General features: G+C 33.6%; 24 protein-coding genes. 17 read left to right on the forward strand and 7 right to left on the reverse strand.

Features of this window, described 5'->3' with window-relative positions:
• Positions 1-172: 172 nt before the first annotated feature.
• From gap to EG242_RS02145, 3 genes are read right to left on the reverse strand one after another with little or no spacing between them, the layout of a single operon-like run.
• Entirely contained in the window at positions 173-1,180 is a 1,008-nt protein-coding gene (gene gap, locus EG242_RS02135) for a type I glyceraldehyde-3-phosphate dehydrogenase (protein ID WP_124898272.1), read from the reverse strand.
• 3 nt (positions 1,181-1,183) lie between these two features.
• Positions 1,184-2,173 carry a 6-phosphofructokinase gene (gene pfkA / locus EG242_RS02140; RefSeq protein WP_124898273.1) on the reverse strand — a complete coding sequence of 330 codons (990 nt, stop codon included), beginning with the start codon at positions 2,171-2,173 and terminating at the stop codon, positions 1,184-1,186.
• 50 nt (positions 2,174-2,223) lie between these two features.
• On the reverse strand, positions 2,224-6,690 hold the full coding sequence (locus EG242_RS02145; protein ID WP_124898274.1) for a translocation/assembly module TamB domain-containing protein: 4,467 nt from the start codon (positions 6,688-6,690) through the stop codon (positions 2,224-2,226).
• 145 nt (positions 6,691-6,835) lie between these two features.
• On the opposite strand from EG242_RS02145, the gene tsaD reads away from it, so the two are divergent.
• From tsaD to EG242_RS02165, 4 genes are all read left to right on the forward strand, one after another.
• Positions 6,836-7,855: a tRNA (adenosine(37)-N6)-threonylcarbamoyltransferase complex transferase subunit TsaD gene (gene tsaD / locus EG242_RS02150; protein ID WP_124898275.1), complete on the forward strand. Its 1,020-nt coding sequence runs from the start codon at positions 6,836-6,838 to the stop codon at positions 7,853-7,855.
• Positions 7,856-7,887: 32 nt separating this feature from the next.
• The gene (locus tag EG242_RS02155; RefSeq protein WP_124898276.1) at positions 7,888-8,274 is read left to right on the forward strand and encodes a hypothetical protein; all 387 of its coding nucleotides are present in this window, start codon (positions 7,888-7,890) and stop codon (positions 8,272-8,274) included.
• A 158-nt stretch (positions 8,275-8,432) separates the two neighbouring features.
• Positions 8,433-9,137, forward strand: coding sequence for a 16S rRNA (uracil(1498)-N(3))-methyltransferase (locus EG242_RS02160; RefSeq protein WP_124898277.1), 705 nt, complete (start codon positions 8,433-8,435; stop codon positions 9,135-9,137).
• A gap of 11 nt (positions 9,138-9,148) precedes the next feature.
• Positions 9,149-10,327, forward strand: a complete 1,179-nt coding sequence (locus tag EG242_RS02165; protein WP_124898278.1) for a THUMP-like domain-containing protein — start codon at positions 9,149-9,151, stop codon at positions 10,325-10,327.
• Positions 10,328-10,795: 468 nt separating this feature from the next.
• On the opposite strand, the gene mqo is transcribed toward EG242_RS02165, so the two are convergent.
• From mqo to EG242_RS02185, 4 genes are all read right to left on the reverse strand, one after another.
• Positions 10,796-12,286, reverse strand: coding sequence for a malate dehydrogenase (quinone) (gene mqo, locus EG242_RS02170; RefSeq protein WP_124898279.1), 1,491 nt, complete (start codon positions 12,284-12,286; stop codon positions 10,796-10,798).
• Between the two features lie 37 nt (positions 12,287-12,323).
• Positions 12,324-12,728 (reverse strand): Holliday junction resolvase RuvX, encoded by a 405-nt coding sequence (ruvX, locus tag EG242_RS02175; protein ID WP_124898280.1) that lies wholly within the window; start codon positions 12,726-12,728, stop codon positions 12,324-12,326.
• A gap of 13 nt (positions 12,729-12,741) precedes the next feature.
• Positions 12,742-13,923 (reverse strand): AIR synthase related protein, encoded by a 1,182-nt coding sequence (locus tag EG242_RS02180; protein ID WP_124898281.1) that lies wholly within the window; start codon positions 13,921-13,923, stop codon positions 12,742-12,744.
• Positions 13,924-14,100: 177 nt separating this feature from the next.
• Positions 14,101-14,745 (reverse strand): protein-L-isoaspartate(D-aspartate) O-methyltransferase, encoded by a 645-nt coding sequence (locus tag EG242_RS02185; RefSeq protein ID WP_124898282.1) that lies wholly within the window; start codon positions 14,743-14,745, stop codon positions 14,101-14,103.
• 154 nt (positions 14,746-14,899) lie between these two features.
• Between EG242_RS02185 and EG242_RS02190 the strand changes: the two genes are divergently transcribed.
• The 13 genes from EG242_RS02190 to EG242_RS02255 all read left to right on the forward strand — a co-directional run bounded on the left by EG242_RS02190 (position 14,900) and on the right by EG242_RS02255 (position 26,343).
• Positions 14,900-15,865, forward strand: coding sequence for a Gfo/Idh/MocA family protein (locus EG242_RS02190; protein WP_124898283.1), 966 nt, complete (start codon positions 14,900-14,902; stop codon positions 15,863-15,865).
• A gap of 44 nt (positions 15,866-15,909) precedes the next feature.
• Positions 15,910-16,797 (forward strand): 3-hydroxyacyl-CoA dehydrogenase family protein, encoded by an 888-nt coding sequence (locus tag EG242_RS02195; protein ID WP_124898284.1) that lies wholly within the window; start codon positions 15,910-15,912, stop codon positions 16,795-16,797.
• Between the two features lie 235 nt (positions 16,798-17,032).
• Positions 17,033-18,247, forward strand: a complete 1,215-nt coding sequence (locus EG242_RS02200; RefSeq protein WP_124898285.1) for a DUF1015 domain-containing protein — start codon at positions 17,033-17,035, stop codon at positions 18,245-18,247.
• 77 nt (positions 18,248-18,324) lie between these two features.
• Positions 18,325-18,984, forward strand: a complete 660-nt coding sequence (locus EG242_RS02205; protein ID WP_124898286.1) for a YggS family pyridoxal phosphate-dependent enzyme — start codon at positions 18,325-18,327, stop codon at positions 18,982-18,984.
• A 56-nt stretch (positions 18,985-19,040) separates the two neighbouring features.
• The gene (locus EG242_RS02210; protein ID WP_124898287.1) at positions 19,041-19,274 is read left to right on the forward strand and encodes a hypothetical protein; all 234 of its coding nucleotides are present in this window, start codon (positions 19,041-19,043) and stop codon (positions 19,272-19,274) included.
• A 491-nt stretch (positions 19,275-19,765) separates the two neighbouring features.
• Positions 19,766-21,085, forward strand: a complete 1,320-nt coding sequence (locus EG242_RS02220; protein ID WP_124898288.1) for an exonuclease domain-containing protein — start codon at positions 19,766-19,768, stop codon at positions 21,083-21,085.
• Between the two features lie 2 nt (positions 21,086-21,087).
• Positions 21,088-21,936 carry an ion transporter gene (locus tag EG242_RS02225; protein ID WP_124898289.1) on the forward strand — a complete coding sequence of 283 codons (849 nt, stop codon included), beginning with the start codon at positions 21,088-21,090 and terminating at the stop codon, positions 21,934-21,936.
• Positions 21,911-22,852, forward strand: a complete 942-nt coding sequence (gene miaA / locus EG242_RS02230) for a tRNA (adenosine(37)-N6)-dimethylallyltransferase MiaA (protein ID WP_124898290.1) — start codon at positions 21,911-21,913, stop codon at positions 22,850-22,852. The genes EG242_RS02225 and miaA overlap by 26 nt, the downstream gene beginning before the upstream one ends.
• Positions 22,836-23,585: an acyl-[acyl-carrier-protein] thioesterase gene (locus EG242_RS02235; protein WP_124898291.1), complete on the forward strand. Its 750-nt coding sequence runs from the start codon at positions 22,836-22,838 to the stop codon at positions 23,583-23,585. The genes miaA and EG242_RS02235 overlap by 17 nt, the downstream gene beginning before the upstream one ends.
• Positions 23,582-23,992: a hypothetical protein gene (locus EG242_RS02240; RefSeq protein WP_124898292.1), complete on the forward strand. Its 411-nt coding sequence runs from the start codon at positions 23,582-23,584 to the stop codon at positions 23,990-23,992. Before EG242_RS02235 ends, EG242_RS02240 begins: the two co-directional genes overlap by 4 nt.
• 2 nt (positions 23,993-23,994) lie before the next feature.
• Positions 23,995-24,603, forward strand: a complete 609-nt coding sequence (locus EG242_RS02245) for a hypothetical protein (protein ID WP_124898293.1) — start codon at positions 23,995-23,997, stop codon at positions 24,601-24,603.
• Positions 24,604-24,678: 75 nt separating this feature from the next.
• On the forward strand, positions 24,679-25,362 hold the full coding sequence (locus EG242_RS02250; protein WP_124898294.1) for a cell division ATP-binding protein FtsE: 684 nt from the start codon (positions 24,679-24,681) through the stop codon (positions 25,360-25,362).
• Between the two features lie 3 nt (positions 25,363-25,365).
• Positions 25,366-26,343, forward strand: coding sequence for a class I SAM-dependent methyltransferase (locus tag EG242_RS02255; RefSeq protein WP_124898295.1), 978 nt, complete (start codon positions 25,366-25,368; stop codon positions 26,341-26,343).

Raw genomic sequence — 26,343 nt, forward strand, 5'->3', positions numbered from 1 at the left:
TGGATGTTGGATGTTGGATGTTGGATGTTGGATGATGGGTGTTGAACTGTTGATTTGTTGAACTGTTAAATCGTTGAATCGTTGAATCGTTGAACTGTTGAACATAAAAAAACAGTGTCAAAGTTTTAAGCTTTGACACTGTTAAGAGAATCTACACTATATTTTGTAGCATTTATGCTTTCAAACTATTTACATAAACGATTAAGTCTAAAAGTTTGGCAGAATAACCATATTCGTTATCATACCACGATACAATTTTAAAAAATGTATCGTTTAACGCTATTCCAGCATCGGCATCGATGATTGATGTACGAGTATCCGATAGAAAATCTTGCGAAACAACCGGTTCGTTTGTAAAACCTAAAATTCCTTTATAATTAGTTTCTGATGCTTTTTTAAAAACATTCATCAGGTTATCGTACGTTGTAGGTTTTGCCAATTTCACAGTTAAATCTACTACAGAAACGTTTGGTGTTGGAATACGAAATGCCATTCCTGTCAATTTTTCTTCTAATTCAGGAATTACTTTGGTAACCGCTTTTGCTGCACCTGTACTTGCTGGTATGATATTATTTAAAGCAGATCGACCACCACGGAAATCTTTTTTTGAAGCGCCATCTACAACCAATTGCGATGCTGTTGCCGCGTGAACGGTGGTCATTAATCCTTCTACAATACCGAATTCATCGTTTAATATTTTAGCAATCGGAGCCAGACAGTTTGTGGTACATGATGCGTTTGATAAAACGGTATCGTTTGCCGTGATTTTTTCATCGTTAACGCCCATTACGAACATTGGAATATCGTCTGACGGCGATGAAATTACTACTTTCTTCGCGCCTGCCTGCAAATGCAAACCTGCTTTGTCCATTGTTTTAAAAATACCCGAACAATCAGCCACTACTTCTACACCAACTTCGTCCCATTTTAATAAGGACGGATCTTTTTCTCCTGTAACTCTTATTTTTTTTCCATCGATGATCAAATTCGATCCATCGACAGAAATTTCTTTTTTAAACGTTCCGTGAACCGAATCGTATTTTAAAAGATAAGCCAATTGATCAATTTCCATTAAATCGTTTATTGCTACAATTTCCACATCGTTACGTTTAAATGATTCGCGTAAAACCAATCTTCCTATTCTTCCAAAACCGTTTATTCCAATTTTTACTTTTTCCATAACTTAAATAGATAATATATCTGATATTCTTATTAATTCATTGTCGATTTTTGCTTCGCCTTTCACTGCTTTTTCTAACGGAGTATAAGCTATTAAATCGTTTTGAAGACCAATCATTACGTTTTCTTTTCCTTTCAGCAACGCTTCTACGGCTGCAACACCGGATCTGCTTGCTAAAACGCGATCGAAACAACTTGGCGAACCACCGCGCTGAATATGACCGATTACGGACACACGTACATCATAATCTGGCAAATGTTTTTCTACATAATCACTTAATTCGTATACATTTCTACCCGATTTTTCGCCTTCGGCAACAATGACAATACAGCTCGATTTCCCTGAAGCTTTGCTTCGTTTCAGTTTCTCTAACAACTTTGGTAAACCAATATTTTCTTCTGGAATTAAAATTTCTTCTGCTCCTGCGCCAATACCTGAATTCAACGCAATAAAACCGGCATCGCGCCCCATAACTTCTACAAAGAAAATACGTTTGTGCGATGTTGCTGTATCTCGAATTTTATCAACAGCATCAATCACCGTATTTAAAGCTGTATCGTAGCCAACGGTGTGCGATGTTCCGTAAATATCATTGTCAATTGTGCCGGGAATACCTATGACAGGAATGTTGAACTCTTTAGAAAAGACCATTCCGCCGGTAAAACTACCGTCGCCCCCAATGATTATCAAGGCATCAATCTGATTTGATTTTATGGTTTCAAAGGCTTTTTTTCGACCTTCGGCAGTTGTGAAATCTTTAGATCGGGCTGATTTTAAAATGGTTCCGCCTTTAGAAATAATGTATTTTACATCGCGTGGTCCCATTTCTTTTAAATCATTCTCTATCAATCCTTGAAAACCACGAAAAACGCCGTAACAGGCAATTTCATAATAGGTACAAGCACGTACAACTGCCCTGATTGCAGCGTTCATTCCCGGAGCATCGCCACCTGAAGTTAAGACGGCTATTTTTTTTATTTTATTTGGTTTCATATCTAATCCTAATATTTTAAAGATACAAAATAAATTGAAAAAGCCAGAATCTATTTAGGTTCTGGCTTATCTTTTTGATTTTCTGAATTATCTTCTCTACGTTTTTCTTGAAACTTTAAATAATCTACACCGTAATCGTCATCAGAAGAATTGTTGTTGCTATTATTTTTATTTTCTTTTTTAGCTTTTGAACGTTTGTCTGCATTTACCAAAACTTTCTTTAGCAATTCTTTAAACGTATTAAAATCAACTTCATAAGTTAAACCAATTCCTTGTGTGTAACCAATGCCTTCACCAATATAGTTTATATCATTTTCACGATTAAAAACACGCGCACGTAAACTACCATCGTCATTTAAAAGCAACTGAACTTCCACATCACCCACAATAACGTTCTCTTCACGACCGCCAATTGGCACCCCCAATTTACTGTTTACTAGAATACGATCGCTAATTTGTGTAGAAAAAGTTACACCAACACGAGCGGCATCGGTATCATCTCTAAACGGATTTCGTTCACTTTGTGAATAATTCAACCCAACACGGAATTTACCTTCATCATCAGAAAATAAATCATCGAACAAACTACTGGCACGTTCAAACAAACTTCCATAAACTGCATTTCCACCAGTTGTTGCTGTGATAAAACCGCCTGTTGCCAGCAATGCCATCGCTTGTGTTTCGCGTGTATCTTTATCGGCAAGTTTGTATTCAATTTCTGATTTTATACTTGAACTTACATTAGGAAAATCAATTAAGAAATCAATTTCGGGATTACTTAAATTTCCTTGCAGTACTATAGATACATCGGTATCAACTTTGCGATCAATTTGTGAACTTTCTATAATTAACCCTGGATTAGATTGTGTTTTATAAAGCGCCTTTAAATCTAATATGGCATTTAATGGTTCCCCATCCCAGCGAATGGTTCCATACTTAACAACATCGAGTTTTTTATCAATGATTCCGCCGTATTTAAAGTTGTATTCGCCACTGTAAACCATAAAATCGCCCCACATATTGAATCGTCCAAGCGTATTAATTTCCATAGTAATAAAACCAGCACCACTACCTTTCATTCCGTGACCAGATTCGCGATCTAACAGAATTTCAATTTCGGCATCGGGCGTTATGTAAAATTCAAAATTTAACTGAACACCACCAAAACGAGTGTTTGTTACGGGAGTTTCAATGCCTTTTAAACGATTGGCTTTTTCTTGTGGTGATAAAAAGTGAACGAAATTATTGTCGCCCAAACCACCGGCATCGTCTAAAGGAATTTTAATGTTTGTTCCTTTTCTTGATTCCGCTTCAATACTTACCACCAAATTCTCTACAGGTCCTTTAATGGTTGCAGATCCATCTATAAAAGCAGTGCCGTAATAAGGTGTTCCTTCTTTATAATCTATATCTAATGCCAATAAATTATTTGATGATAACTTGGCATCGATATTCCAGTTTTTTAGTTTATTGTGCGATATTGTTCCGTTTAACAAGCCTTTTGTTTTGTGTTTAGAATCGGTAATGTTTACGTTTCTAAGAATGAACTGACTTTCGGTAACATCTAACGGCGCATTTTCATCAAAAAGATAATCAACACCTGTAAAAACAGGACGCATTCCGGCATTTGTTAGATACAATTTTCCTTCGATATCAGGATTTTTATGTGTTCCTTGAATGGTAGCACGACCAGAAGCATCGCCACGAACATCTGACATTATTGATGATAAAAACGGTGCAATGGCTTTTAGGTTGAATTTGTTAAAACCGGCATCTAAATTTAAACGGCTTTGACCTTTGCTTACAGAAATTAATCCGTTCATGTAAAAGTTTTCTGTAAAATCATTCACAATATTAGATCGAACATTGAAATTTTGCAACGATTCATCTCCTTCAACTTCAAAATTAAACAGACCAAGCAATACATCGTTAATCTCTAAATTTTCGACATTCAACTTTGATTTCGGTTTAAAAACATTGTTCTCTTGTACAAACGAAACATTTCCGTTGATTAATCCGGCAAAGGTTAAATTGGTTAAATCGGGCGTTATTTTATCTAATTCCACATTTTCGAATTCCAAATTCAGATCCTTGTAATTATTTCCGTGCATGCTTCCGTTCAGCAAAACCATTTGTTCGTTATGCGAAAGCTGAATGTCTTCAATAACAAAATCGTTAATTTCCTTATTAAAAATAATTCGGTTTTTATCGTTGTTGAATTCATTTAAAAACCAAAGCGATTCTTTAAACTGAATCTCTGATTTTTCGATTCCGACTACCGATTTATTTTCTTCATCAATCGTGTGATAGAAATTCAGGTAATACTTATCGGCAGCTTCAGTTCCACCTTTAAACTGCGTGTCAACATACAACGTATCGTTTTTCTTGGCATTGTTCAATACAAAATCGTACGCTTTGTAAGCCTTTAAATCTATGGTATCAATGGCGATAAATGCATTCTGATTTTCGCGCAGACTGTTGACATCAATCTGAATATTGGTCAGTTTATTGTCGCCATACTTCACAAAAGGCGTGTTCATTATTAAAACAAATTCGCCGTTATCTGCCGTGATTTTTCCTGAAATAGATGTTTCGTCGGCAATCTCCAATTTTGGAACAAACAGATCGACGATCTTATTCTGAATGTCCAGATTGTATTCGATAAACTGATTGGTGGCAATTTTATTAGGCGAATAGTTTTTATACAGACTTCCCAACGAGTTTTCTACAATTCCCTTTAACTGGTCGTATTTAAAATTTCCGCGAATGTATCCGTTTACAATATCATTTGATTTAATATCGATTCTGCGGATGTTGTTCTCTTGAAATTCCGATTTAATAGAAAGGCTGTCAAATGCATACGTTTCTTTAGAATTGGTATAGGTTGCATTTTGCGCCAGAACAGTACCTTCAAACGTATCCAAGTTCTTTCCTGTCCCCGCCAATTCAAAATGACCTTTAAAAACACCCAGCGAATCTTTTACAATATTCAAAGCATTCATATTCAAATACTCGATATCTGCTTTAAAATCAACTGCGGTTTTGTCTGTTGAAAGATCTAAAGTTCCGTTGAAATCAAGCAGCGCATTTGGATCTTTACTTACCAAAGTTCCAGTGTATGCAGGCAGCTTCAGATTACCGTCGATTGTAATATCTTTATACGAATAATTGTTAAACGTAAACTGCTGCACCTGACTTTTTATGATGGTGTTGAAAGATTCCGGATCAAAACTTTTACCATCTACACTTGCTGTTAACGTTGCTGTTCCGATTTTTTCGTTTTCGATCAATCCGCCAATATCAAAATTATCAAGTGCAATATCGCCTTTATAAGTGGCATTTTGTTTTTGATTTACGTTCCATAATTCCACATCGGCTTTAGCAAAACCAAGATTTGTAGTGGCTTCCACATTGGCATCCACATAAAAATCTTCGTACGCTACAAAACCCTGCAAATTAAGCAAACCCAATTTTTCCAATTGAACCGGCAGCGATTTTCCAAAAACATTAGGAAGCAGCGCAACGGCATTAGAACGCGTGATATTCAAGCGATTCAAATTTGCTTCAACACGAAAAGGATTTTTCTTTACAAACAGATTTTTTAGAGTGAAGTTTCCAATGATTTCAGATCCAAATTTATCAGAAAGCTGCGTGTTTTCCAGCTTAAAATTATTCAGCGTACCTGTTGCTTTTGTGGTTAGGTACAGAACGTTATCGGCACCAAATTCTTTATAAAAATACTTTAAATCGTTTGTTGCAACCTTTGATTTATTCAAATCAACCGCCAAATTTACCTTTTCGGTAAAATACTTCAAATCGCCTTCGGCATAGCGCATGGCAATATTTCCTTTGATGTACGATTCTTCGGTTTCAACAGCAAACGGTTTCAAATCCATGCCGGTTTTCGTCATAGAAAAACTTGTAACCAGATCTTTTATGTAAATGCCGCGCTTGTCTTTTAACGATAACTTGTTAATATCGGCATTAATATTCGCGCCTTGTACCAACAATTTATCTAAAGAACCGTTCATTTCTTTAAAATCAATCGGGGTATTTCCGGTATTATCGTCGGTGATTTTGAACCTTCCATTTGTTAAATCAAGATGATCAATCTTCATTAAAAACTTACCGCTTCCGGGTTTTCCATCGTCAAAGACAGCAATAAACTTGTCTAAATTGGTTAAAGTATCGCCTTTGTATTTGTGGATAAAAAAATTGACATCCTGAATTTCGGTACTACCAAACAACAATTTACCTTCGGTCAGCTGTTTAAAATCGGTAATATCGGTATATAATCGGTCAATATAGGCTAAATCGTTATTTCGGTCGTCTAAAACATGAACTTTTTTCAACAGAACGCTTCCGTCCAACTGCACGGCAACCTGCCCGATCGATGTTCGGATATTGAATTGTTCGTTAATTCTGGTAGTCGCGTAATGCGCCAATTCTGTCTGAACTATGGGTGTTGTAATAATTACTGCTGCCAGTATAAAAACCAGCGCCAAGCCCAACAGCAATCCAAACAGTATTTTAAAAAGTTTTTTGATAGCCTTATTTGTTTTAAATTTGCTTTTTAATTTAAAGAAACAAAAATACTAATTTATGTAAGTTAATACGGTATTTAGTAGACTTTATACACATAAATTATACCGATTTTTTACAATGGAACAATTAAAGTACATTTTGGCTATTGAAAGTTCGTGCGACGATACCGGTGCAGCCGTATTATGCAACGATAAAGTATTGAGCAATGTGGTGGCAAAGCAGGAAATTCACGAGCTGTACGGCGGAGTTATTCCCGAGTTGGCTTCGCGCGCGCATCAACAAAATATAGTGCCTGTTGTAGATGTAGCGTTGCAAAAAGCCGGCATACAAAAAACCGATTTAAGTGCTATTGCTTTTACACAAGGCCCGGGTTTAATGGGCTCTTTGCTGGTGGGCGGTTCTTTTGCAAAATCGTTAAGTATGGCGTTGGATATTCCGTTGATTGCCGTAAACCACATGCACGCTCATATTTTGGCTCATTTTATTGATGAAGAAGGATTTGATAAACCTACATTCCCGTTTTTGGCGATGACAATTAGTGGCGGACATACACAGATTGTGAAAGTGAATTCTTTTGTTGATATGGAAATTTTAGGCGAAACGACGGATGATGCTGTTGGGGAAGCTTACGATAAAACTGCAAAAATATTAAGTTTTCCATATCCTGGCGGTCCTTTGATCGACAAACATGCGCAAAACGGAAACCCAAAAGCTTACACCTTTACCAAACCAAAAGTAGATGGATTGAATTTTAGTTTTTCGGGATTAAAAACGCAGATTTTATATTTTATTCAGAAAGAAGTTCATAAAAATCCGAATTTTATTAAAGAGAATATCGATGATATTTGTGCTTCTGTGCAAAACATCATCATTAAAATATTAATGGATAAAATTAAGCTTGCCGTTGAACAAACCGGAATTACCCAGATTGCAATTGGCGGCGGTGTTTCGGCAAATTCGGGCATTCGCAAAGCATTAAAAGAAACCGAAACCAAATACGGCTGGAAAACCTTTATACCAAAATTTGAATACACAACCGATAATGCTGCAATGATTGGTATTGTTGGTTATCATAAATTCCGCTTAGGAATTTTCAGTGATGATGAAGTAGTTTCTAAAGCTAGATTAGAGTTTTAAAAGTTAATCTTATTTAAATCTTCCCTATAGTTATGAAGAACATTTTAGTAATTCTTTTTTTGTTTTTGAAGTTAAATTGTTTTTCACAAACTAATATTGAAGTATATTCATTACTGAAAGAAATATCTTTAACTAAAGACTCTCGAGAAATCGTAAACACAAACGCTGGTAAAGTTATATTAGCTTATGATTGGAAAGCTGCAACTCTATTATCAGAATTTTTCTTAGACTCAAACAAAACTAAAGTATATTCTGACTGTTTGGAAAGATATTTGACCATTGGTGAACTTGCAATCATTATTGCAGATAGAATTGATGGAATGAATTATTACAGATTAACTTTACTTCAGAATTGTCTAGCTGAATTTTGTAATGGGAATGCTAACCTAATTGAATATTATTTACCTTACATACATTAAAGTGGTTTATCTGATTTTAAAGAAAGATACTTATTATGGATAAAAAATGAACAATATGTGACGTCACGACATCTTTTTACAGATAAATCTAAAAGACAACTTAAAAGAATTCAACGAGAAAAGTTAAAAGCTTTTAAAAATAATATTTGATAATTAATATGCAGTTATTTTACGCTCCGGATATTGACAATGAAACAAATGAGTTTGTTTTTGACAAAGAAGAAAGCAAACACATTATTAAAGTTTTACGCAAATTAGAAGGCTCTATTTTACACATTACCAACGGAAAAGGTTTTTTATTTATTTGTGAAGTTATTTTAGCATCAGAAAAAAAATGTGTGGTTAAAATAAATGAATCACAATTTACCGAGCCAAGAAATTTCAGAATTCACATGGTTGTTGCACCAACAAAAATGAACGACCGTTACGAGTGGTTTTTGGAGAAAGCTGCCGAAATTGGTGTTGATGAAATTACACCTATTATCTGTGATCATTCCGAACGAAAGATTATCAAGACCGAACGTTTCGATAAGATTTTGATCAGTGCCATGAAACAATCTAATCAAATGTATCTGCCCGTTTTAAACGAACCTATAAAACTGACTGATTTTTTATCGAAGGAAATCAGTGGACAAAAGTTTATTGCACATTGTGAAGAAAGCGATAAAGTTGAATTAAAAGACCGAATTGAAACACAACAGAATTATACTTTATTGATTGGTCCTGAAGGCGATTTTTCTACAAACGAAATAAACAAAGCACTTGCAAATGGTTACCTGCCCGTTGCTTTAGGAAACACACGTTTGCGTACCGAAACTGCTGCCCTTGTTGGTTGCCATACGTTTGTTTTAGCGAATAATTAGTTTAAATTCCTATGCTATTAACATCTGATTTAAAAGAGTTTATCAACAAAAACTTAAAGCAAAACATTAATATTTTGGCTTTAAAGAAAAATCCGTTTCCTGATTACGAATGGTCGTGGATTTTAAATCAGATTCAATCAAAACAAAAAGCTGAAAAGAAATTACCGACTTGGTTTTCAAATGAAGATGTTATTTTTCCGAGTACATTATCTATCGAACAAACTTCATCGGAAACCTTGGCAAAATTTAAAAGCGAATTAATTTCTGGTGAAAAACTTATTGACTTGACAGGCGGATTTGGCGTAGATGATTATTACTTTGCAAAGCGTTTTAAAAAAGTTGTTCATTGCGAATTTCAAGAAGATTTATCGGCAATTGTTCAACATAATTTTAAGGTGATGAATGTTGATAATATTGAAACCATATCTGGCGACAGTATTTCTCATCTTGAGCAATCAACTGAAAAATTTGATTGGATTTACATTGATCCTGCTCGAAGAGATGATAAAAAAACGAAAGTTTTTCTTTTGAAAGATTGTACGCCAAACGTAGTTGAATTACAAGAATTTTTATTTGAAAAATCGGATAACATTCTAATTAAAGTAGCTCCGTTACTTGATATTTCGTCAATTTTAAACGAATTAGTCAACGTTAAAACAATTTACGCTATTGGTTTGCATAACGAGGTGAAAGAGCTTTTAATTGTTCTGCAAAAAGGTTTTATTGATCAGCCAGAATTGATCGCTGTCAATATTTCCAACAATGGAACTATTCATCATGATACTTTTTCTTTAAATGATACTATTGATTCACAGATGTCTAATCCACTAAACTATTTATACGAACCATTCAGTAGTTATTTAAAAACAGGTGCTTATAATCAAGTGGCTCAAGTATTTAACGTTAGTAAACTGCACAAGCATTCGCATTTATATACCTCGGATGAATTAGTTGATTTTCCGGGACGATGTTTTAAAATAGAACAAGTTATTTCGTACAATAAAAAAGACATTAAGTATTTAGAAAATACCAAAGCCAATGTTACCACGCGTAATTTTCCTTTAAAAGTAGAAGAAATCCGTAAAAAACATAAAATAAAAGACGGTGGCGATTCGTATGTCTTTTTTACGACTGATTTGAATAATGATAAAATTGTGGTGATTTGTAAAAAAATAACGACCGATAATTAATCGGTCGTTATTTTTTTATGATTTATATATAGTTTAATGATTATCTGAAACCTTGTACCAAAATATTGAGAATGTGTCATAAATTAAATATAGAAAGCACTTTTTGTCTATATACTGCGTGTCATTCCGTGCTTGACACGGAATCTCATCTTTATTTGATCTTGTGAGATGCTGAAACAAGTTCAGCATGACATTGCCGATAAAATTAAAACTTGGTGTAATCTTCCCGATAATCATTTATAGTTTTTATACTGAATGCATATTTTTAGATTTCTACGGAATGACAAACGAGCAGTGAATTTTAAACTCAATAGAAATTTACTAAACCTCCGTCAGTTCGAGCGAAGTCGAGAACTTTCAATACTAAACTTCTCGATACAATTTTCCTTCATCCTGATAGCTATCGGGACATTGCGAAAAACCTACTCGAAGTGACACCAATCTGTAAATTACAGAGACATTTATCTTTTAATATTTCAATTCTAACGTTTTAGAAGTTTCCGCTCTTAATTCATTTAATAATTCCGGGTGATCGTTTAACTTCAATCCAAATGAAGGAATCATTTCTTTAAATTTTTCCTGCCATTCAGCTGATTTATACTCGTTAGGGAAACATTTTGCAATTAATTTCAACATAATGTTTACGGTAGTTGATGCACCTGGCGAAGCACCCAACAATACCGCCAAACTACCATCGGCAGCGTTTACCACTTCCGTTCCAAAAGCTAATTCGGCTTTACCCTCTTTATTGCGTTTCATGGTTTGTACACGTTGACCTGCAATTTCTAAACGCCAATCTTGCTTTTTAGCATTAGGGAAGTATTTTTTTAAGGCTTCAACTTTTTTATCTTCTGAAGCCATTACTTCGGAAATCAAGTATTTGGTTAAATCCATATTATCTAAACCAGCGCCTACCATAGTACCTATATTACCTGTAGAAATAGATTTAAAAAGATCCCAATAAGATCCTGTTTTCAAGAATTTAGTCGAAAATCCGGCATACGGACCAAACAACAATGATTTTTTACCGTTTACATATCGTGTATCCAAATGCGGAACTGACATAGGTGGTGCTCCGACCGAAGCCAAGCCGTACACTTTAGCAAAATGTTGTTCTGCCAACTTTTCGTCTTCACAAACTAACCATTGCCCAGAAACAGGGAAACCACCGTAGGCTTTTCCTTCAGGAATGCCCGATTTTTCTAACAATAAAATAGACGCGCCACCAGCACCAATAAAAACAAATTTAGTAGTAATGGTTCGTTTTTGTCCTGTTTTTAAATCCTTTATAAAAACATTCCATTTATTGTCTTTTGTGCGCTTTAAATCGTACACTTCAGTCTGAAACGAAACATTCACCCCATCTTGATTTACCTGATGCTTGATCATTTGACGGGTTAATTCCCCAAAATTCACATCGGTACCTAAATTCATGTGCGTAGCAGCTACTTTATCTTTAGAGTCGCGACCTTCCATGATTAAAGGCGCCCAATTTTTAATGGTTACAGCTTCTTCACTATATTCCATAGCAGCAAACAAAGGCTGTTTTTTCAACGCTTGGAATCTGTTCCTTAAAAACGTTACATTTTCTTCGCCCCACACAAAACTCATGTGAGGAACTGTATTTACAAACGATTTAGGCGCTTGAATAATGTTCTTTTTAACCAAATACGACCAAAATTGGCGCGATTCTTCGAATTGCTCACAAATATTCAGTGCTTTGGTTGTATCAACCACTCCGTTTTTCTCTGGAGTATAATTTAGTTCACAGAAAGCCGCATGCCCCGTACCAGCATTGTTCATGGCATCTGAACTTTCTTGGGCAGCACTATCTAAACGCTCTAAAATTTCAATGGTTGCCTTAGGATTTAATTCCTTTAGCAACAATCCAAGTGTAGCGCTCATGATACCTGCACCAATTAATACTGCATCGCTTTCTGTATTTTTGTTTGTTGACATTTTAAAATGACCTGTTATTTTAAACTTCCGTTATCTTTTAAAATCTATTGCTGCTCATATAATCTTGCAGTAAAATGGTTGCTGCAATTTCATCTACAAGCGCTTTATTTTGACGTTGTTTTTTCTTTAAACCGCTATCGATCATTGTTTGAAAAGCGATTTTAGAGGTAAAACGTTCATCTAGCCTGATAATTTCTATCTGCGGATACAGTTTTGCTAATTTTTCTACGAACTTATTAATTTCAGCTCCAATACTAGATGCTTCATTATTCATACGCTTTGGTTCGCCAACGATGATTTTTGAAACTTTTTCTGTTTTAAAATAATTTTCTAAAAACGGAAAAATGTTCTTTGTTTCAACAGTTGTCAATCCCGATGCAATGATCTGCATTTCGTCTGTCACGGCAATTCCAGTGCGTTTTCCCCCGTAATCAATTGCCATAAGCTTGAAATTATTAGTATTCAAACGTTCCGTAATTAGATTGTATGGTTAATTTTTTAGAAGTAGAAGCTTCTACCCTTCCAACAATTTGTGCGTTTACATTAAACGATTTTGAAATAGCTATAATTTCTTCTGCAATTTCAGGTTTAACGTACAATTCCATTCTGTGTCCGCAGTTAAAAACCTGATACATTTCTTTCCAACCGGTTTGCGATTGCTCTTGTATCAACTTAAATAATGGTGGAACATCGAACAAATTATCTTTAATTACGTGAACATTATCTACAAAATGCAAAATTTTTGTTTGCGCGCCACCAGAACAGTGAACCATTCCGTGAACATCATTTGCATTGTATTTTGCTAAAATTTCTTTTATAATTGGTGCGTACGTTCTAGTTGCAGAAAGTACTAATTTACCAGCGTTTATTCGAGATCCTTCAACTTCATCTGTCAATTTTTTAGCACCCGAATAAATCAAATCTTTTGGTACTGAAGGATCAAAACTTTCCGGATAATTTTCAGCCAAATAGTGTGCAAAAACATCATGTCGTGCAGATGTTAAACCATTGCTTCCCATTCCGCCATTGTACTCACTTTCGTAAGTTGCCTGACCAAAAGATTCTAATCCAACAATAACATCACCTGGTTTAATATTGGCATTGTCAATTACATCACTGCGTTTCATTCGAGCCATAACGGTAGAATCTACAATAATTGTTCGAACAACATCACCTACATCAGCTGTTTCGCCACCCGTAGAATGAATGGTCACCCCGAATTTTTTTAATTCATTGATTAATTCTTCCGTTCCATTAATAATAGCCGAAATAACTTCGCCTGGAACCAGATTTTTATTTCTACCAATTGTAGATGATAACATAATATTGTCAGTAGCACCAACACACAACAAATCGTCGATATTCATAATAAGGGCATCTTGTGCGATACCTTTCCAAACAGATAAGTCGCCGGTTTCTTTCCAATAAAGATACGCCAAAGACGATTTTGTACCAGCGCCATCGGCATGCATAATCAAGCAATAATCTTCATCATTTGTTAAATAATCGGGAACTATTTTACAGAAAGCTTTAGGAAATAATCCTTTATCTATATTTTTAATAGCATTGTGCACATCTTCTTTTTGGGCAGATACCCCGCGTTGCGCATAACGATTTGTAGAATTGTCTGAACTCATATTTTTTGTGTGTTGCTGTGCAAATTTACATCTAAAAACAATGTTTTGCAATGGAATGTAAATTTTATTGTGATAGTTTTATAACTAAGTGTTTAAGATTAATGAATGTAGTGTAGAAAATAAGGATTTGGGATAAAAGGAATATTGTTTTAATAGAAACTAATTTACAATAAAAAACTACCTATTCTTATCCTCTAACATAGGTACAAACTTAAAATCGCCAAATTCATGTTGTTCAAAATGCGTTTCCGATGTTCTTATTAACAACGTCATTACCTGAACATCATCTCCCACAGGAATAACCAGCCTGCCTCCTATTTTTAACTGCGCCAATAATGGTTGTGGAACAAAGGGTGCACCAGCAGTAACAATAATACTATCAAAAGGTGCGTCTTTAGGTAAACCTTTGTATCCGTCACCAAACGAAACAACTCGCGGTCGATAGCCTAATTTTGGTAATAAAACCGATGTTTTTCGATATAATTCATTCTGACGTTCAATAGTAAAAACCTTCGCACCCATTTTGCACAAAACTGCTGTTTGATAACCCGATCCCGTGCCAATCTCCAACACTTTATCATCGGTTTTAACTTGTAGTAGTTGCGATTGAAAAGCCACGGTGTAAGGTTGTGAAATGGTTTGTCCGGCACCAATTGGGAAAGCAGTGTCTTGATACGCAAAATCTTGAAATCCCGATTCTAAAAACAAATGGCGTGGCACCGCATTCATAGCATTTAAAACATTGGTGTCGTAAATGCCTTTTTGTGCTAGTAATTTTACCAATTGGTTTCGTAAGCCTTGATGTTTTGCAGTATCTTTCACGTTTTAATATCCTTTCATTACAGTCCAAAATTACACATAATTTCAATGTTAATACAAGCTTTTCAATAGAATCTTTTTTAGCTGTTGTGTAACTTTCAGCTAATAAAACACTTCGGTTTTCAAATATATTCTAACTTTGCAAAAAACATTCATTATGTTAAAAATTGGCGTACTAGGCGCAGGTCATTTAGGAAAAATCCATTTACGATTGTTAAATGAATCATTAAAATACAAATTGGTCGGTTTTTACGATCCCTCTAAAGAAAATGCCGGAAAAGTTTCTGCAGAATTTGGGTATAAATCATTCGATTCTATAAGCGATTTAATTTCAGCGGTTGATGTGGTTGATATTGTAACACCTACCCTTTCGCATTATCATTGTGCAGTTGAGGCGGTTAAAGCAGGTAAACACATCTTTCTGGAAAAACCAATTTCGAACACTGTTGAAGAAGCCGAACATATTATTGAACTTGCAAAAGAATATAATGTAAAAGGGCAAGTTGGTCATGTGGAACGATTTAATCCTGCATTTAAAGCGGTGAAAGATAAAATTCACAACCCAATGTTTATAGAAACGCACCGTTTGGCAGAATTTAATCCGCGCGGTACCGATGTTCCTGTGGTTTTAGATTTAATGATTCATGATATCGATGCCATTTTAAGCGTTGTAAAATCGCCGGTTAAAAATATTCATGCAACGGGAACTGCCGTAATTAGCGATTCACCCGATATTGCCAATGCACGTATTGAGTTTGAAAACGGTTGTGTTGCCAATGTAACATCAAGCAGAATTTCAATGAAAAATATGCGTAAAGCTCGATTTTTCCAAAAAGACGCCTATATTTCTGTCGATTATCTTGATAAAATCTGTGAAGTTGTAAAAATGAAAGATGCACCAGAAGTTCCGGGCGATTTCGATTTGATTCTTCAAAATGCAGAAGGCGTTAAAAAACAGATTTATTTCGATAATCCTTCGGTAGAAAGCAACAATGCCATTTTAGATGAATTGGAAACTTTTGCCGATGCCATTAACAACAATACCACGCCAATTGTAACATTAGAAGACGGTACAGAAGCATTAAGAATTGCGCACAGAATCATTAATTGTTTCGGTAAATAAATTAAAAAAAGTATATTCGCATAAATTCGTATTAAAACATAAAAATGAAAAATATAGCTGTAATTGGTGCAGGAACAATGGGTAACGGAATTGCCCATACATTTGCACAAAAAGGATTTAAAGTTTGTTTAATTGATATTTCAGACAAAGCAATAGAACGCGGAATGAACACAATTGTGTCTAATTTAGACCGTATGATTGCGAAAGGATCAATTACCGAAGCTGATAAAAAAGCTACTATTGAAAATATTATTACGTATACCGATGTTAAAGACGGTGTTGTAAATGTAGATTTAGTTGTTGAAGCTGCTACAGAAAACATCAACCTAAAATTAAACATCTTTAAAGAATTAAGTGAAGTTTGTAGAGAAGATGTTATTTTGGCATCAAACACTTCTTCTATTTCTATCACGCAGATTGCAGCGGTTGTTAAAAACCCGGAACGCGTAATTGGTATGCACTTTATGAATCCGGTGCCTATTATGAAATTGGTAGAAATTATTCGTGGATACAACACGAGTGATGAAGTTACCAAAAAAATCATGGATTTATCTGTTGCTTTAGGAAAAACTCCAACCGAAGTAAACGATTATCCAGGCTTCGTAGCAAACCGTATTTTAATGCCAATGATTAACGAATCTATCGAAACATTGTACAACGGTGTTGCCGGTGTTAGCGAAATTGATACGGTGATGAAATTAGGAATGGCACACCCAATGGGACCATTACAATTAGCCGATTTTATTGGTTTAGATGTTTGTTTATCGATCTTAAACGTAATGTACGACGGATTTAAAAATCCTAAATACGCTCCTTGCCCATTATTGGTAAACATGGTTATGGCAGGAAAATTAGGCGTAAAATCTGGTGAAGGTTTTTATGATTATTCTGAAAGCAAAAAAGCAGAAAAAGTTGCAAAAATGTTTTCGTAAATTGATATAAAATAAAGTTTTAAAGACGATTGAACGCTGTTCAATTGTCTTTATGCATTTTTAATAGATACATTTAGTACCTTTATACATACTAATTTCAAACCTTTTGTCATTCCGAACTGGTCACTGAGCGTAGCCGAAGTGCGGCTTCTCATTATTTATATTTGATATGAGATTCCTAAACAAACTCAGAATGACAAAAAACGTTACCTAGTTTATATTAAGTTTTTATTTAATGGCAGATATAATTCCTTTTAAAGCAGTTCGCCCAGCGGCAGATAAAGTTTCGTTGGTAACTACGCGTCCGTACGATGATTATTCGGCAGCCGAACTGGCTTCGTGGCTCGATTTTAATCCATTTTCGTTTCTTCATATTGTTAATTTAGCATTTATCAATCAGGAAAAGATCGATCCATTGCGTCGTTATAAAATGGTGGCAACAAAGTATCAGGATTTTAAGCGCGATGGAATTTTAATTAAGGACGAAAATCCGGCAATGTATCTGTATCAGATTAAATCGAAAAAAAATAATTTCGTTGGAATTTTAGCAGGAACTTCGTTGAAAGATTACGAAACCAATGTGATTAAAAAACACGAAAACACCTTAAAATATCGCGTTGAAAATTTAAAGGATTATTTTAAAGAAACCAAGTTTAATACCGAACCGGTTTTAATGATGTATCCAAATTGTGACGAATTGGAACAATGGATTGCCAAAAAAATGAATCAAACGCCTTTGTATGATTTTTCAACAACCAATCGTGAACGACATGTACTTTGGAAAATTGATTCTGAAGAAGAATTAAATTTTATTCAAAAAACTTTTAAGGAAATTCCAAATTTATATATTGCCGACGGACATCATCGTTCTGCTACTTCAGATTTACTTTTAAAAGAAAACAGCAAGAATGCCAGCAATAATATGAATTATTTTATGAGCTTTTTAATTTGCGAAAAGCTGATACAGATTAACGAATACAACCGATTAATTCATGATTTAAACGGTATGGAAACCGATGAATTTCTGAATATTCTAAATGAAAAATTCTCGGTTGAAAAGGTTCACGAATATTGGAAACCGACAGAAAAATATACGTTTGGTATGTATTTGGAAGGATCGTTTTATTCGTTAACTTTAAAGAATATTCCTGATAAAGAACAGATAAGCGATAATTTAGACGCTCAAATTCTGTACGATTTAATATTAAATCCTTTATTAAACATTAAAGATTTAAGAACCGATAACAGAATTAGTTACATACCGGGAAATAAAAATATTATGGAACTGGTTAACAAAGTAGATAATGGTGAATTTAAAATTGGTTTTATATTGTATCCATCATCGGTAAACGAAATTAAAACCCTTGCCGATAACGATTTAACCATGCCTCCAAAAAGTACTTACATAGAACCTAAACTGCGTAATGGTTTAATTATTTACGAATTTTAAGTTAAACCTATTTAAAATAATTATAAACGATTCTTTAAAACTTTGTGTAAAAACTTAAAAACTTTGTGGTTAAAAAAATGAGCATAGCTGAAAACTTACAAAATATAAAAAATACTTTACCTGAACATGTTCATTTGGTTGCTGTTTCTAAAACAAAACCTGTTGCCGATTTGTTGGAAGCTTATAATGCTGGACAACGAATTTTTGGTGAAAACAAAATTCAGGAAATGACCGAAAAATGGGAACAAATGCCCAAAGATATTCAATGGCACATGATTGGTCACGTACAAACCAACAAGGTAAAATACATGGCACCTTATGTAAGTTTAATTCATGGTGTTGACAGTTTAAAATTATTGGTTGAAATTAATCGAAACGCAAAAAAATGGCGTCGCGTGATTCCTTGTTTGTTACAAGTTTATATCGCAACCGAAGAATCGAAATTTGGTTTAGCTCATGATGAATTATTGCAATTGATACATTCAGACGAATTTAAATCGTTAGAAAACATAAAAATAATCGGCTTAATGGGAATGGCATCTTTTACAGAAGATAACGCAGTAATTCGTAAAGAATTTCAATCATTAAAAGATATTTTCGATTATTTACAACCTTATCAGTTACCAAACTGTCATTTTCAGCAACTTTCTATGGGCATGAGTGGCGATTACAAAATTGCCATTGAATGCGGAAGTACCATTGTTAGAATTGGAAGTTCGATTTTCGGAGGAAGGTAACATAAATTGAAATTATTTTTTCGTAACTTTACTACTATCAATAAATTACAAGTATTATGAATTCAGCCGAATTAAAACTCAATCTAATTAATAAAATCACTCAAATTACCGATGTGGTTCAATTAAAAGAGTTATTGCAGTTACTCCAATTTCAGAGTGATGATACTGTGTATTACACAAACGAAGATGAAAAAAAAGCTGTTTTAGAGGGTAGAAATCAAGTAAAAAATGGCGAAATTCTATCACATACCGAAGTTGAAAATGAGATGAATAAATGGTTGAGCAAATAGTTTGGACAATTAAAGCCAAAAATGATTTAACAGAAATACTTCAATATTGGAATAATCGCAATAAATCAAAATCTTTCGGTATAAAGCTAAACTCTTTAATATTTGAACAATTAAATCTTTTTAAAACAATTTCCGCTAACTGGCAGAAAAACCGACATTAAAAATGTTTTTGTAAAAGTAATTCATAATTATTTATTGTATTATGAACTTATTGAAAGCACGCTTTATACTTACAATTCAACATCAAAAGCAATATCAAAAAAAGCTGAAATAATTTGAAACAGATTAAACATAATTATCTACTTCATTAACATTTTTCGTATTTTAGCTTTTTAAACGAAGTTGAAGAATTAATAGCAATTTCTTCGAAAATGATAATTAATAAAAAATAGTTTTTCAATAGCAATTACAATATCAATTGCAAATTTCAATTTTAAAAAATTGTATTTAATATTGTCATTGATTTTTGAAATTGAAATTGACATTGAAGAATGTACGCAATAATAGATATAGAAACCACCGGCGGGCAATTTAATAAAGAAGGAATTACCGAAATTGCTATTTATAAGTTTGACGGTGTTGAAATTGTAGATCAGTTTATAAGTCTGGTTAATCCCGAAATACCAATTCAGCCGTTTGTTGTTAAACTTACCGGAATAAATAATGCGATGTTACGTCAGGCGCCAAAGTTTTTTGAGGTTGCCAAGCGCATCATTGAAATTACCGAAGGCTGCATTATTGTTGCCCACAACGCTCCGTTTGATTACCGTATTTTGAAGTTAGAATTTGACCGATTAGGTTACAAATTTCAAAAATCAACATTGTGTACGGTAGAAATGTCAAAAAATTTGTTGCCCGATGCGCAAGCATATAGTTTAGGTAAACTGGTTCGATCTTTAGGAATTCCAATCGCTGATAGACACAGAGCAAGCGGTGATGCCATGGCTACGCTTAAACTTTTTAAGTTGTTGTTAGATAAAGATATCGACAAACAAATTGTAAAACAGCAAATCAAGAACGAAGTTCATCAGGGAATTTCTCCGAAGTTGTTCGATATTTTAGAAAATATACCTTCATCAATTGGAATTTTCTACATTCATAACGATAAAGGAAACATTATTTTTATAGGAAAAAGCAATAATATCCGCAAAAAATTAAATCAGATTTTTACTGCCGATACCAAAATTGCCAAACGTATTCAAAAAGAGGTTTATACCGTAACTTTTGAAGAAACAGGAAACGAATTAATCGCATTGTTGAAAGAACGCGAAGAATTACTGCACAACAAACCGGTTTTAAATCCAACGCAACGTAAATCGCCTTTTTTATGGTCGGTTTATCAAGAAAAACTGGAGAACGGTTACCAAACCTTGAAAATTCATAAAAGCGATGGCCGTAAAAATGCGGTTCAATCTTTTAAAAATCAAAAAAACGCCTTGCAGTTTATTAATGATTTGTACAAAGAAAACGAAATTGTAGAAGAAGTTCAAAACGCACTATCATCTGCAGAAAACATTAACTATCCAACTGCTTTGCACAATGAACTTTTTAGTTCGTTAATAATTGGAAATCAACTTAAATTCAACAATTTAATTATTGTTTTAAAGGGGAGAAACTTAAACGAAAAAAGCGCGGTTGTTATTGAGAACGGAATTTTTAAAGGATTTTGTTTTTTCGATCTGAATTATCAGATCCTAAATGCACAGGTTTTAAATAAAATTTTAATTCCGCTTATTTACACAAAAGATGTGCTGAATACTGTGAAGCATTATCTTTCCACAAAGAAAGACTATAAAATTATATCGTTTTAGGAATGAAACATATAAAATCTAAATACGAATTACTTCGTCAGAAAATTTACATAGTAATTTACGGATCGGGCACCATTGCTGGAAAAACCTTCGATTTACTATTGCTTGCCGTAATTTTGCTGAGTGTACTTTTAATTATGATGCAAAGTGTGGTGCGGTATGACAAAATTCATCACGATTTTTTTGTTATCAGCGAATGGATTATTACCGTATTTTTTACGCTGGAATATATTTTACGAATTATAAGTAACAAAAAACCGCTGAATTATATTTTTAGTTTTTATGGTTTTGTAGATTTACTGTCGCTTTTACCAATGTATTTAAGCTTTTTCTTTCCAGGATCCGAAGCTTTAGTAGTAATTAGATCGTTACGATTACTGCGTTTATTCGCTATTTTAGATTTAATTCCAGTTTTAAATCAATCATCACACATAAAAGAATCATTAAAGGCAAGTGCCAACAAAATTGTGGTTTTTGTCTATTTTATCTTGGTAATGTCGGTTATTTTAGGCACAATTATGTTTGTAATAGAAGGTCGTCACAACGGTTTTACCAATATTCCAAACAGTATTTACTGGTGTATTGTAACCATGACAACGGTTGGTTATGGCGATATTGCCCCCATTACACCAATTGGTAAAACAATAGCATCGTTTATCATGATTATGGGTTACGGAATTATCGCCGTGCCTACCGGAATTGTTACTGCCGAATTATCTAAAAACAGAAAAAATAAAAACGTAAAAAACAACTGCCCGCGCTGTAAAACCTTTATTTACAACGAGTATGCAAATTACTGCTACAATTGTGGCGAAAAATTTATTGATGGAGAAGTTAAAATCGACGAATAATTACCTAATCATAATTGTAGGACCAACCGCTATTGGCAAAACTGCGTTATCTATTGAACTAGCAAAACATTTTAATTGTGATATTGTTTCGTGTGATAGTCGACAGTTTTATAAAGAAATGACTATTGGTACAGCAGTTCCGTCTGCCGATGAGCTAAAACAAGCAACGCATCATTTTATTCAAAATAAATCAATCACCGAAAATTACAGTGTTGGCGATTACGAAAAAGAAGTTTTGCCTTTGTTAGATGAATTATTTCTAAAAAGTAATATTCAGATTGTTGTTGGTGGATCAGGTTTATATGTTGATGCCATTTTAAAAGGATTTGATGAATTTCCGGATGTTTCACATGAAATTAAAGTCGAAATTGATAAAAATTACGAAGAAAACGGATTTGAATATCTTCAGGAAAAATTACAGCAGTTAGATCCTTTCTATTTCGATTTTTTGAAGACAACCAATCCTCAAACGTTGGTAAATCAACAGCGAATGAAACGTTTTATTGGAGTTTCAATGGCGGCAAATGCACCTTATTCATCGTTTTTAAATCAAGAAAAAAACAAGCGCAACTTCACTCCTATTGTTATTGGTTTAGAAGCTCCGCGCGAAGTTATGTACGATAGAATTAACAAACGTGTAGATATAATGTTAAACAACGGATTGTTGCTTGAAGTTGCCAATTTAAAGGAATACCAACAATTAAATGCCTTGCAAACGGTTGGTTATCGAGAATTATTTGATTATTTTGATGAGAAAATTTCGTTAACCAATGCTGTTGAAGAAATCAAGAAAAATACCCGCCGATTTGCCAAACGACAAATTACCTGGTTTAAACGCAATGAGGATACCAAATGGTTTTCGTATCAAACACCTTTAAAAAATATTTTAAGCTATATAAATGAATTTACCCGATAAGTTTTCATCAAGATACAAAGGTTCGTGCCACGTAACAATAGATAAATGTGCTGTAAATTCTAAAATTCGCATTACCGATTTAATGAATTTATTGCAGGCAGTTGCCGGAAAACATTCAGATTTAGGCGGAATGAGTTATTTTGATATGCAACAAAATAATCAGGCTTGGGTTTTGAGCAGCATGCGTATCGAAATTGAAAATTTACCACAATGGCACGAAACTATTGAGATTGAAACGTGGATTGAAACACTTGCGGGCATAAAAACCATTCGCGATTTTGATGTTTTCTTGAACGGCGAAAAAATAATCGGTGGAAATAGTCTTTGGGTGGTTTTAAATACCGAAAAACGCAGACCCGAAGCTATAGCAATCGCTCACGATCATTTAGAGAAATATCCTGAAAAAAAAGCAACTCTAAAGAAGTTTGGTAAGATTGATCTTTTACAAAACGCAGAATTAGTCAGTCATCATCAAGTCGTATTTTCAGATTTAGATGCACTAAATCATGTAAACAACGTTAAATATATTGAATGGTGTTTAGATTGTTTACCATTAACTATTCTTGAAAAGAATCTCATAAAAGCAATAGATATTAATTACTTAAAAGAAGTAACCTTTAACCAAAAAGCTGCAATTTATTCTTTAATAAATGAAAAAGAAATCTATTTTTATATTAAATTAGACGAAATTGTTTGTTTCGCAATGAAACTTGAACTAACAAATAACTTATGAAAAAATTACTTTTATTAGCTTTAACACCATTATTGTTTTCAAATTGTACTAGAGATTACTACGAAAATGACGAGCGAATTATTATTGAAGGCAAAGTAATGCGTAATAACGTACCATTGCAAAATACCGAAGTACGTATATATCCTGTTTACAATGCTTCACCTAGCTCGGGCACTATTGGCGAAATAACCTTTAATAATTCTAATGACTATGCAGATGATGGTCATACCATTATAAAAACAAAGACCGATGCTTCAGGCAAAATTAATACAAGTTTACCACGAAACATCAATACAAACATTTATGCCATAAAGATTAGTAATGGTTATAATAGTAAGTATTACGGATACATATCTCAATACAACACTAGTAATTATTACGTTAATTTAGGTACTTTAAATTATTAATTATGAAAAAGATATTTGTATTAATGTGCGTATTGGTATCGTTATCAAGTTATTCACAAGAAGAAAAAAAATCGAATATTGATTTTGTTAATACGTTTCAATTTACTTTGGGGTTTTCAAATTTAGCACCTAATGAGAGTATGATGGGTGATGCACATTCCGAAGCATTTCCGGCAATTGGTGCGCGTTTAGGAATTTTTAGTTATAACCGATTTACAATTGGTTTGCATTTAAATTTGCATAGAATGGACGTGAAAAGTAACGATTTTTTTGGTCATTTTGAAAAAACAACTGTTTTTACACCAGGTTTCTATTTAAGCTATTATCAGCCAATAACTGAAGAAAGTTTAATTGAACCTTACCTTTCTTATGATAATTCACAATACACCACAAAAGGCTATGGTAAAGAATTGAATGCAGAAAGTGACGGATTGGGATTAGGGCTTGATTATCAACATAAAATTGGCAACAGAGCGTATGTAACTTTTGGTTTAAAATACACATTTAATAAAATGCGTACAGAAACGCATCCAAATTGGGAAAAGTATATAAACAATTATAATTATATGACTGCTAAAATTGGTTTTACTTTTTCTAAAAACAGATTGTAAAAAAATTAAAACTTCATTTTTTAAGATTGAATTTTTATTAACGCATAACTTTTGATATTTTTACAAAAAAAATCCATGTCAGCATCTATATTAAAACTACATAACGCAACCATTTTTCAAGATACCGAGCCTATTTTAGCCGATGTTAATATTGATATTCACAAAGGTGAATTCATTTATTTAATTGGCAAAACCGGTTCTGGTAAAAGTAGTTTAATGAAAACGCTTTATGCCGATTTAGATTTGAAACAAGGCGAAGGCGTTATTGTTGATTATGATTTACGAACATTAAAACAAAACGATATTCCTTTTTTAAGACGTAAATTAGGTGTTGTTTTTCAGGATTTTAAATTACTTCCAGATAGAAATATTTTCGAAAATTTATTGTTCGTTTTAAAAGCAACCGGTTGGACAAACGAAGTGGATATGAATGCACGTATTGAAGACGTTTTAGACCGTGTAGGTATGTTGCAACATATTCGTAAAATGCCACATCAAATTTCGGGTGGCGAGCAGCAACGTGTGGCAATTGCACGTGCTTTGTTAAATGATCCCGAGTTGATTTTAGCCGATGAACCAACTGGAAATCTTGATCCGCAAACAAGTGTTGAAGTAATGGAAGTTCTACAGCAAATCAACCAAAACGGACGTACTATTTTAATGGCTACGCATGATTATGCTTTATTGTTGAAATATCCTGCTAAAACATTGAAATGTGATGAAGGTAAAGTTTTTGAAGTAGTTCAGAAAACAGTTTAAAAAATGATTCGATTACTTACAAAAGAAGATTTTATTGATGTTTACACCAAGCTTAACCAAAGAGGTTTTGGCTTTATTGCATCGAAGTTTTCTTTTAAAAAAGAATCAAGAATCAGTAGCGCTTTTAATACTTTTCGATTAGAAAACACCAATTGGTGGGATGTTCCTGCAGTACAAACACGTTGGAATAAAATGATTTCGGGCAATGAAAATACCGATTTTCGAGATTATTTAATCAACCACCATTTAAAAGATAAAAAAGATTTAAAAGTTCTTTCGCTAGGTTCAGGCACTTGTCAGCATGAAATTTATTATGCAGGCTTCACTAATATTTTCAGTGAGATTTTATGTGTCGATCTAGGCTTAAACAACATAGAAAAAGCTCAAAAAATCGCACAAGAAAAACAATTAAACAACATTCATTTTAAGTGCGAAGATATTTACAAAACCACATTTAAAGATAATTATTACGATTTGGTTGTTTTTCACGCATCGCTTCATCATTTTTCGCCATTAGACGAATTGTTTAAAAACAAAATAATTCCAACTTTAAAAGATAACGGATGCTTGTTTATTAACGAATATGTTGGTGCAAACAGATTTCAATTTCCCCAGAAGCAAATCCAAGCTATTAACAATGCACTAAGTATCATTCCAAAAAAATATAAGGTACGAGGTGCAACTAATTTAACAAAAAACAAGTTTTACGGTAACGGTTTGCTGCGTGTTTATTTGGCAGATCCATCAGAGAGTGTTTCGTCAGCAAATATTTTAGACACCGTTTACAATTATTTTAACGTAATTGAAGAACGATCTTTTGGCGGGAATATTTTAATGAGTGTTTTTAAAGATATCGCTTATCATTTTGTTGATTTGAACGACGAAAAACAGCAAATTTTAGATAAATTATTTAAAATGGAAGATGATTATTTAAAGGAAAATAACCCCGATTTTTTAGTCGGATTTTATCAAAAAAAATAA

The organism is Paenimyroides viscosum (assembly GCF_003858535.1).
GTDB classification, from domain to species: domain Bacteria; phylum Bacteroidota; class Bacteroidia; order Flavobacteriales; family Flavobacteriaceae; genus Flavobacterium; species Flavobacterium viscosum.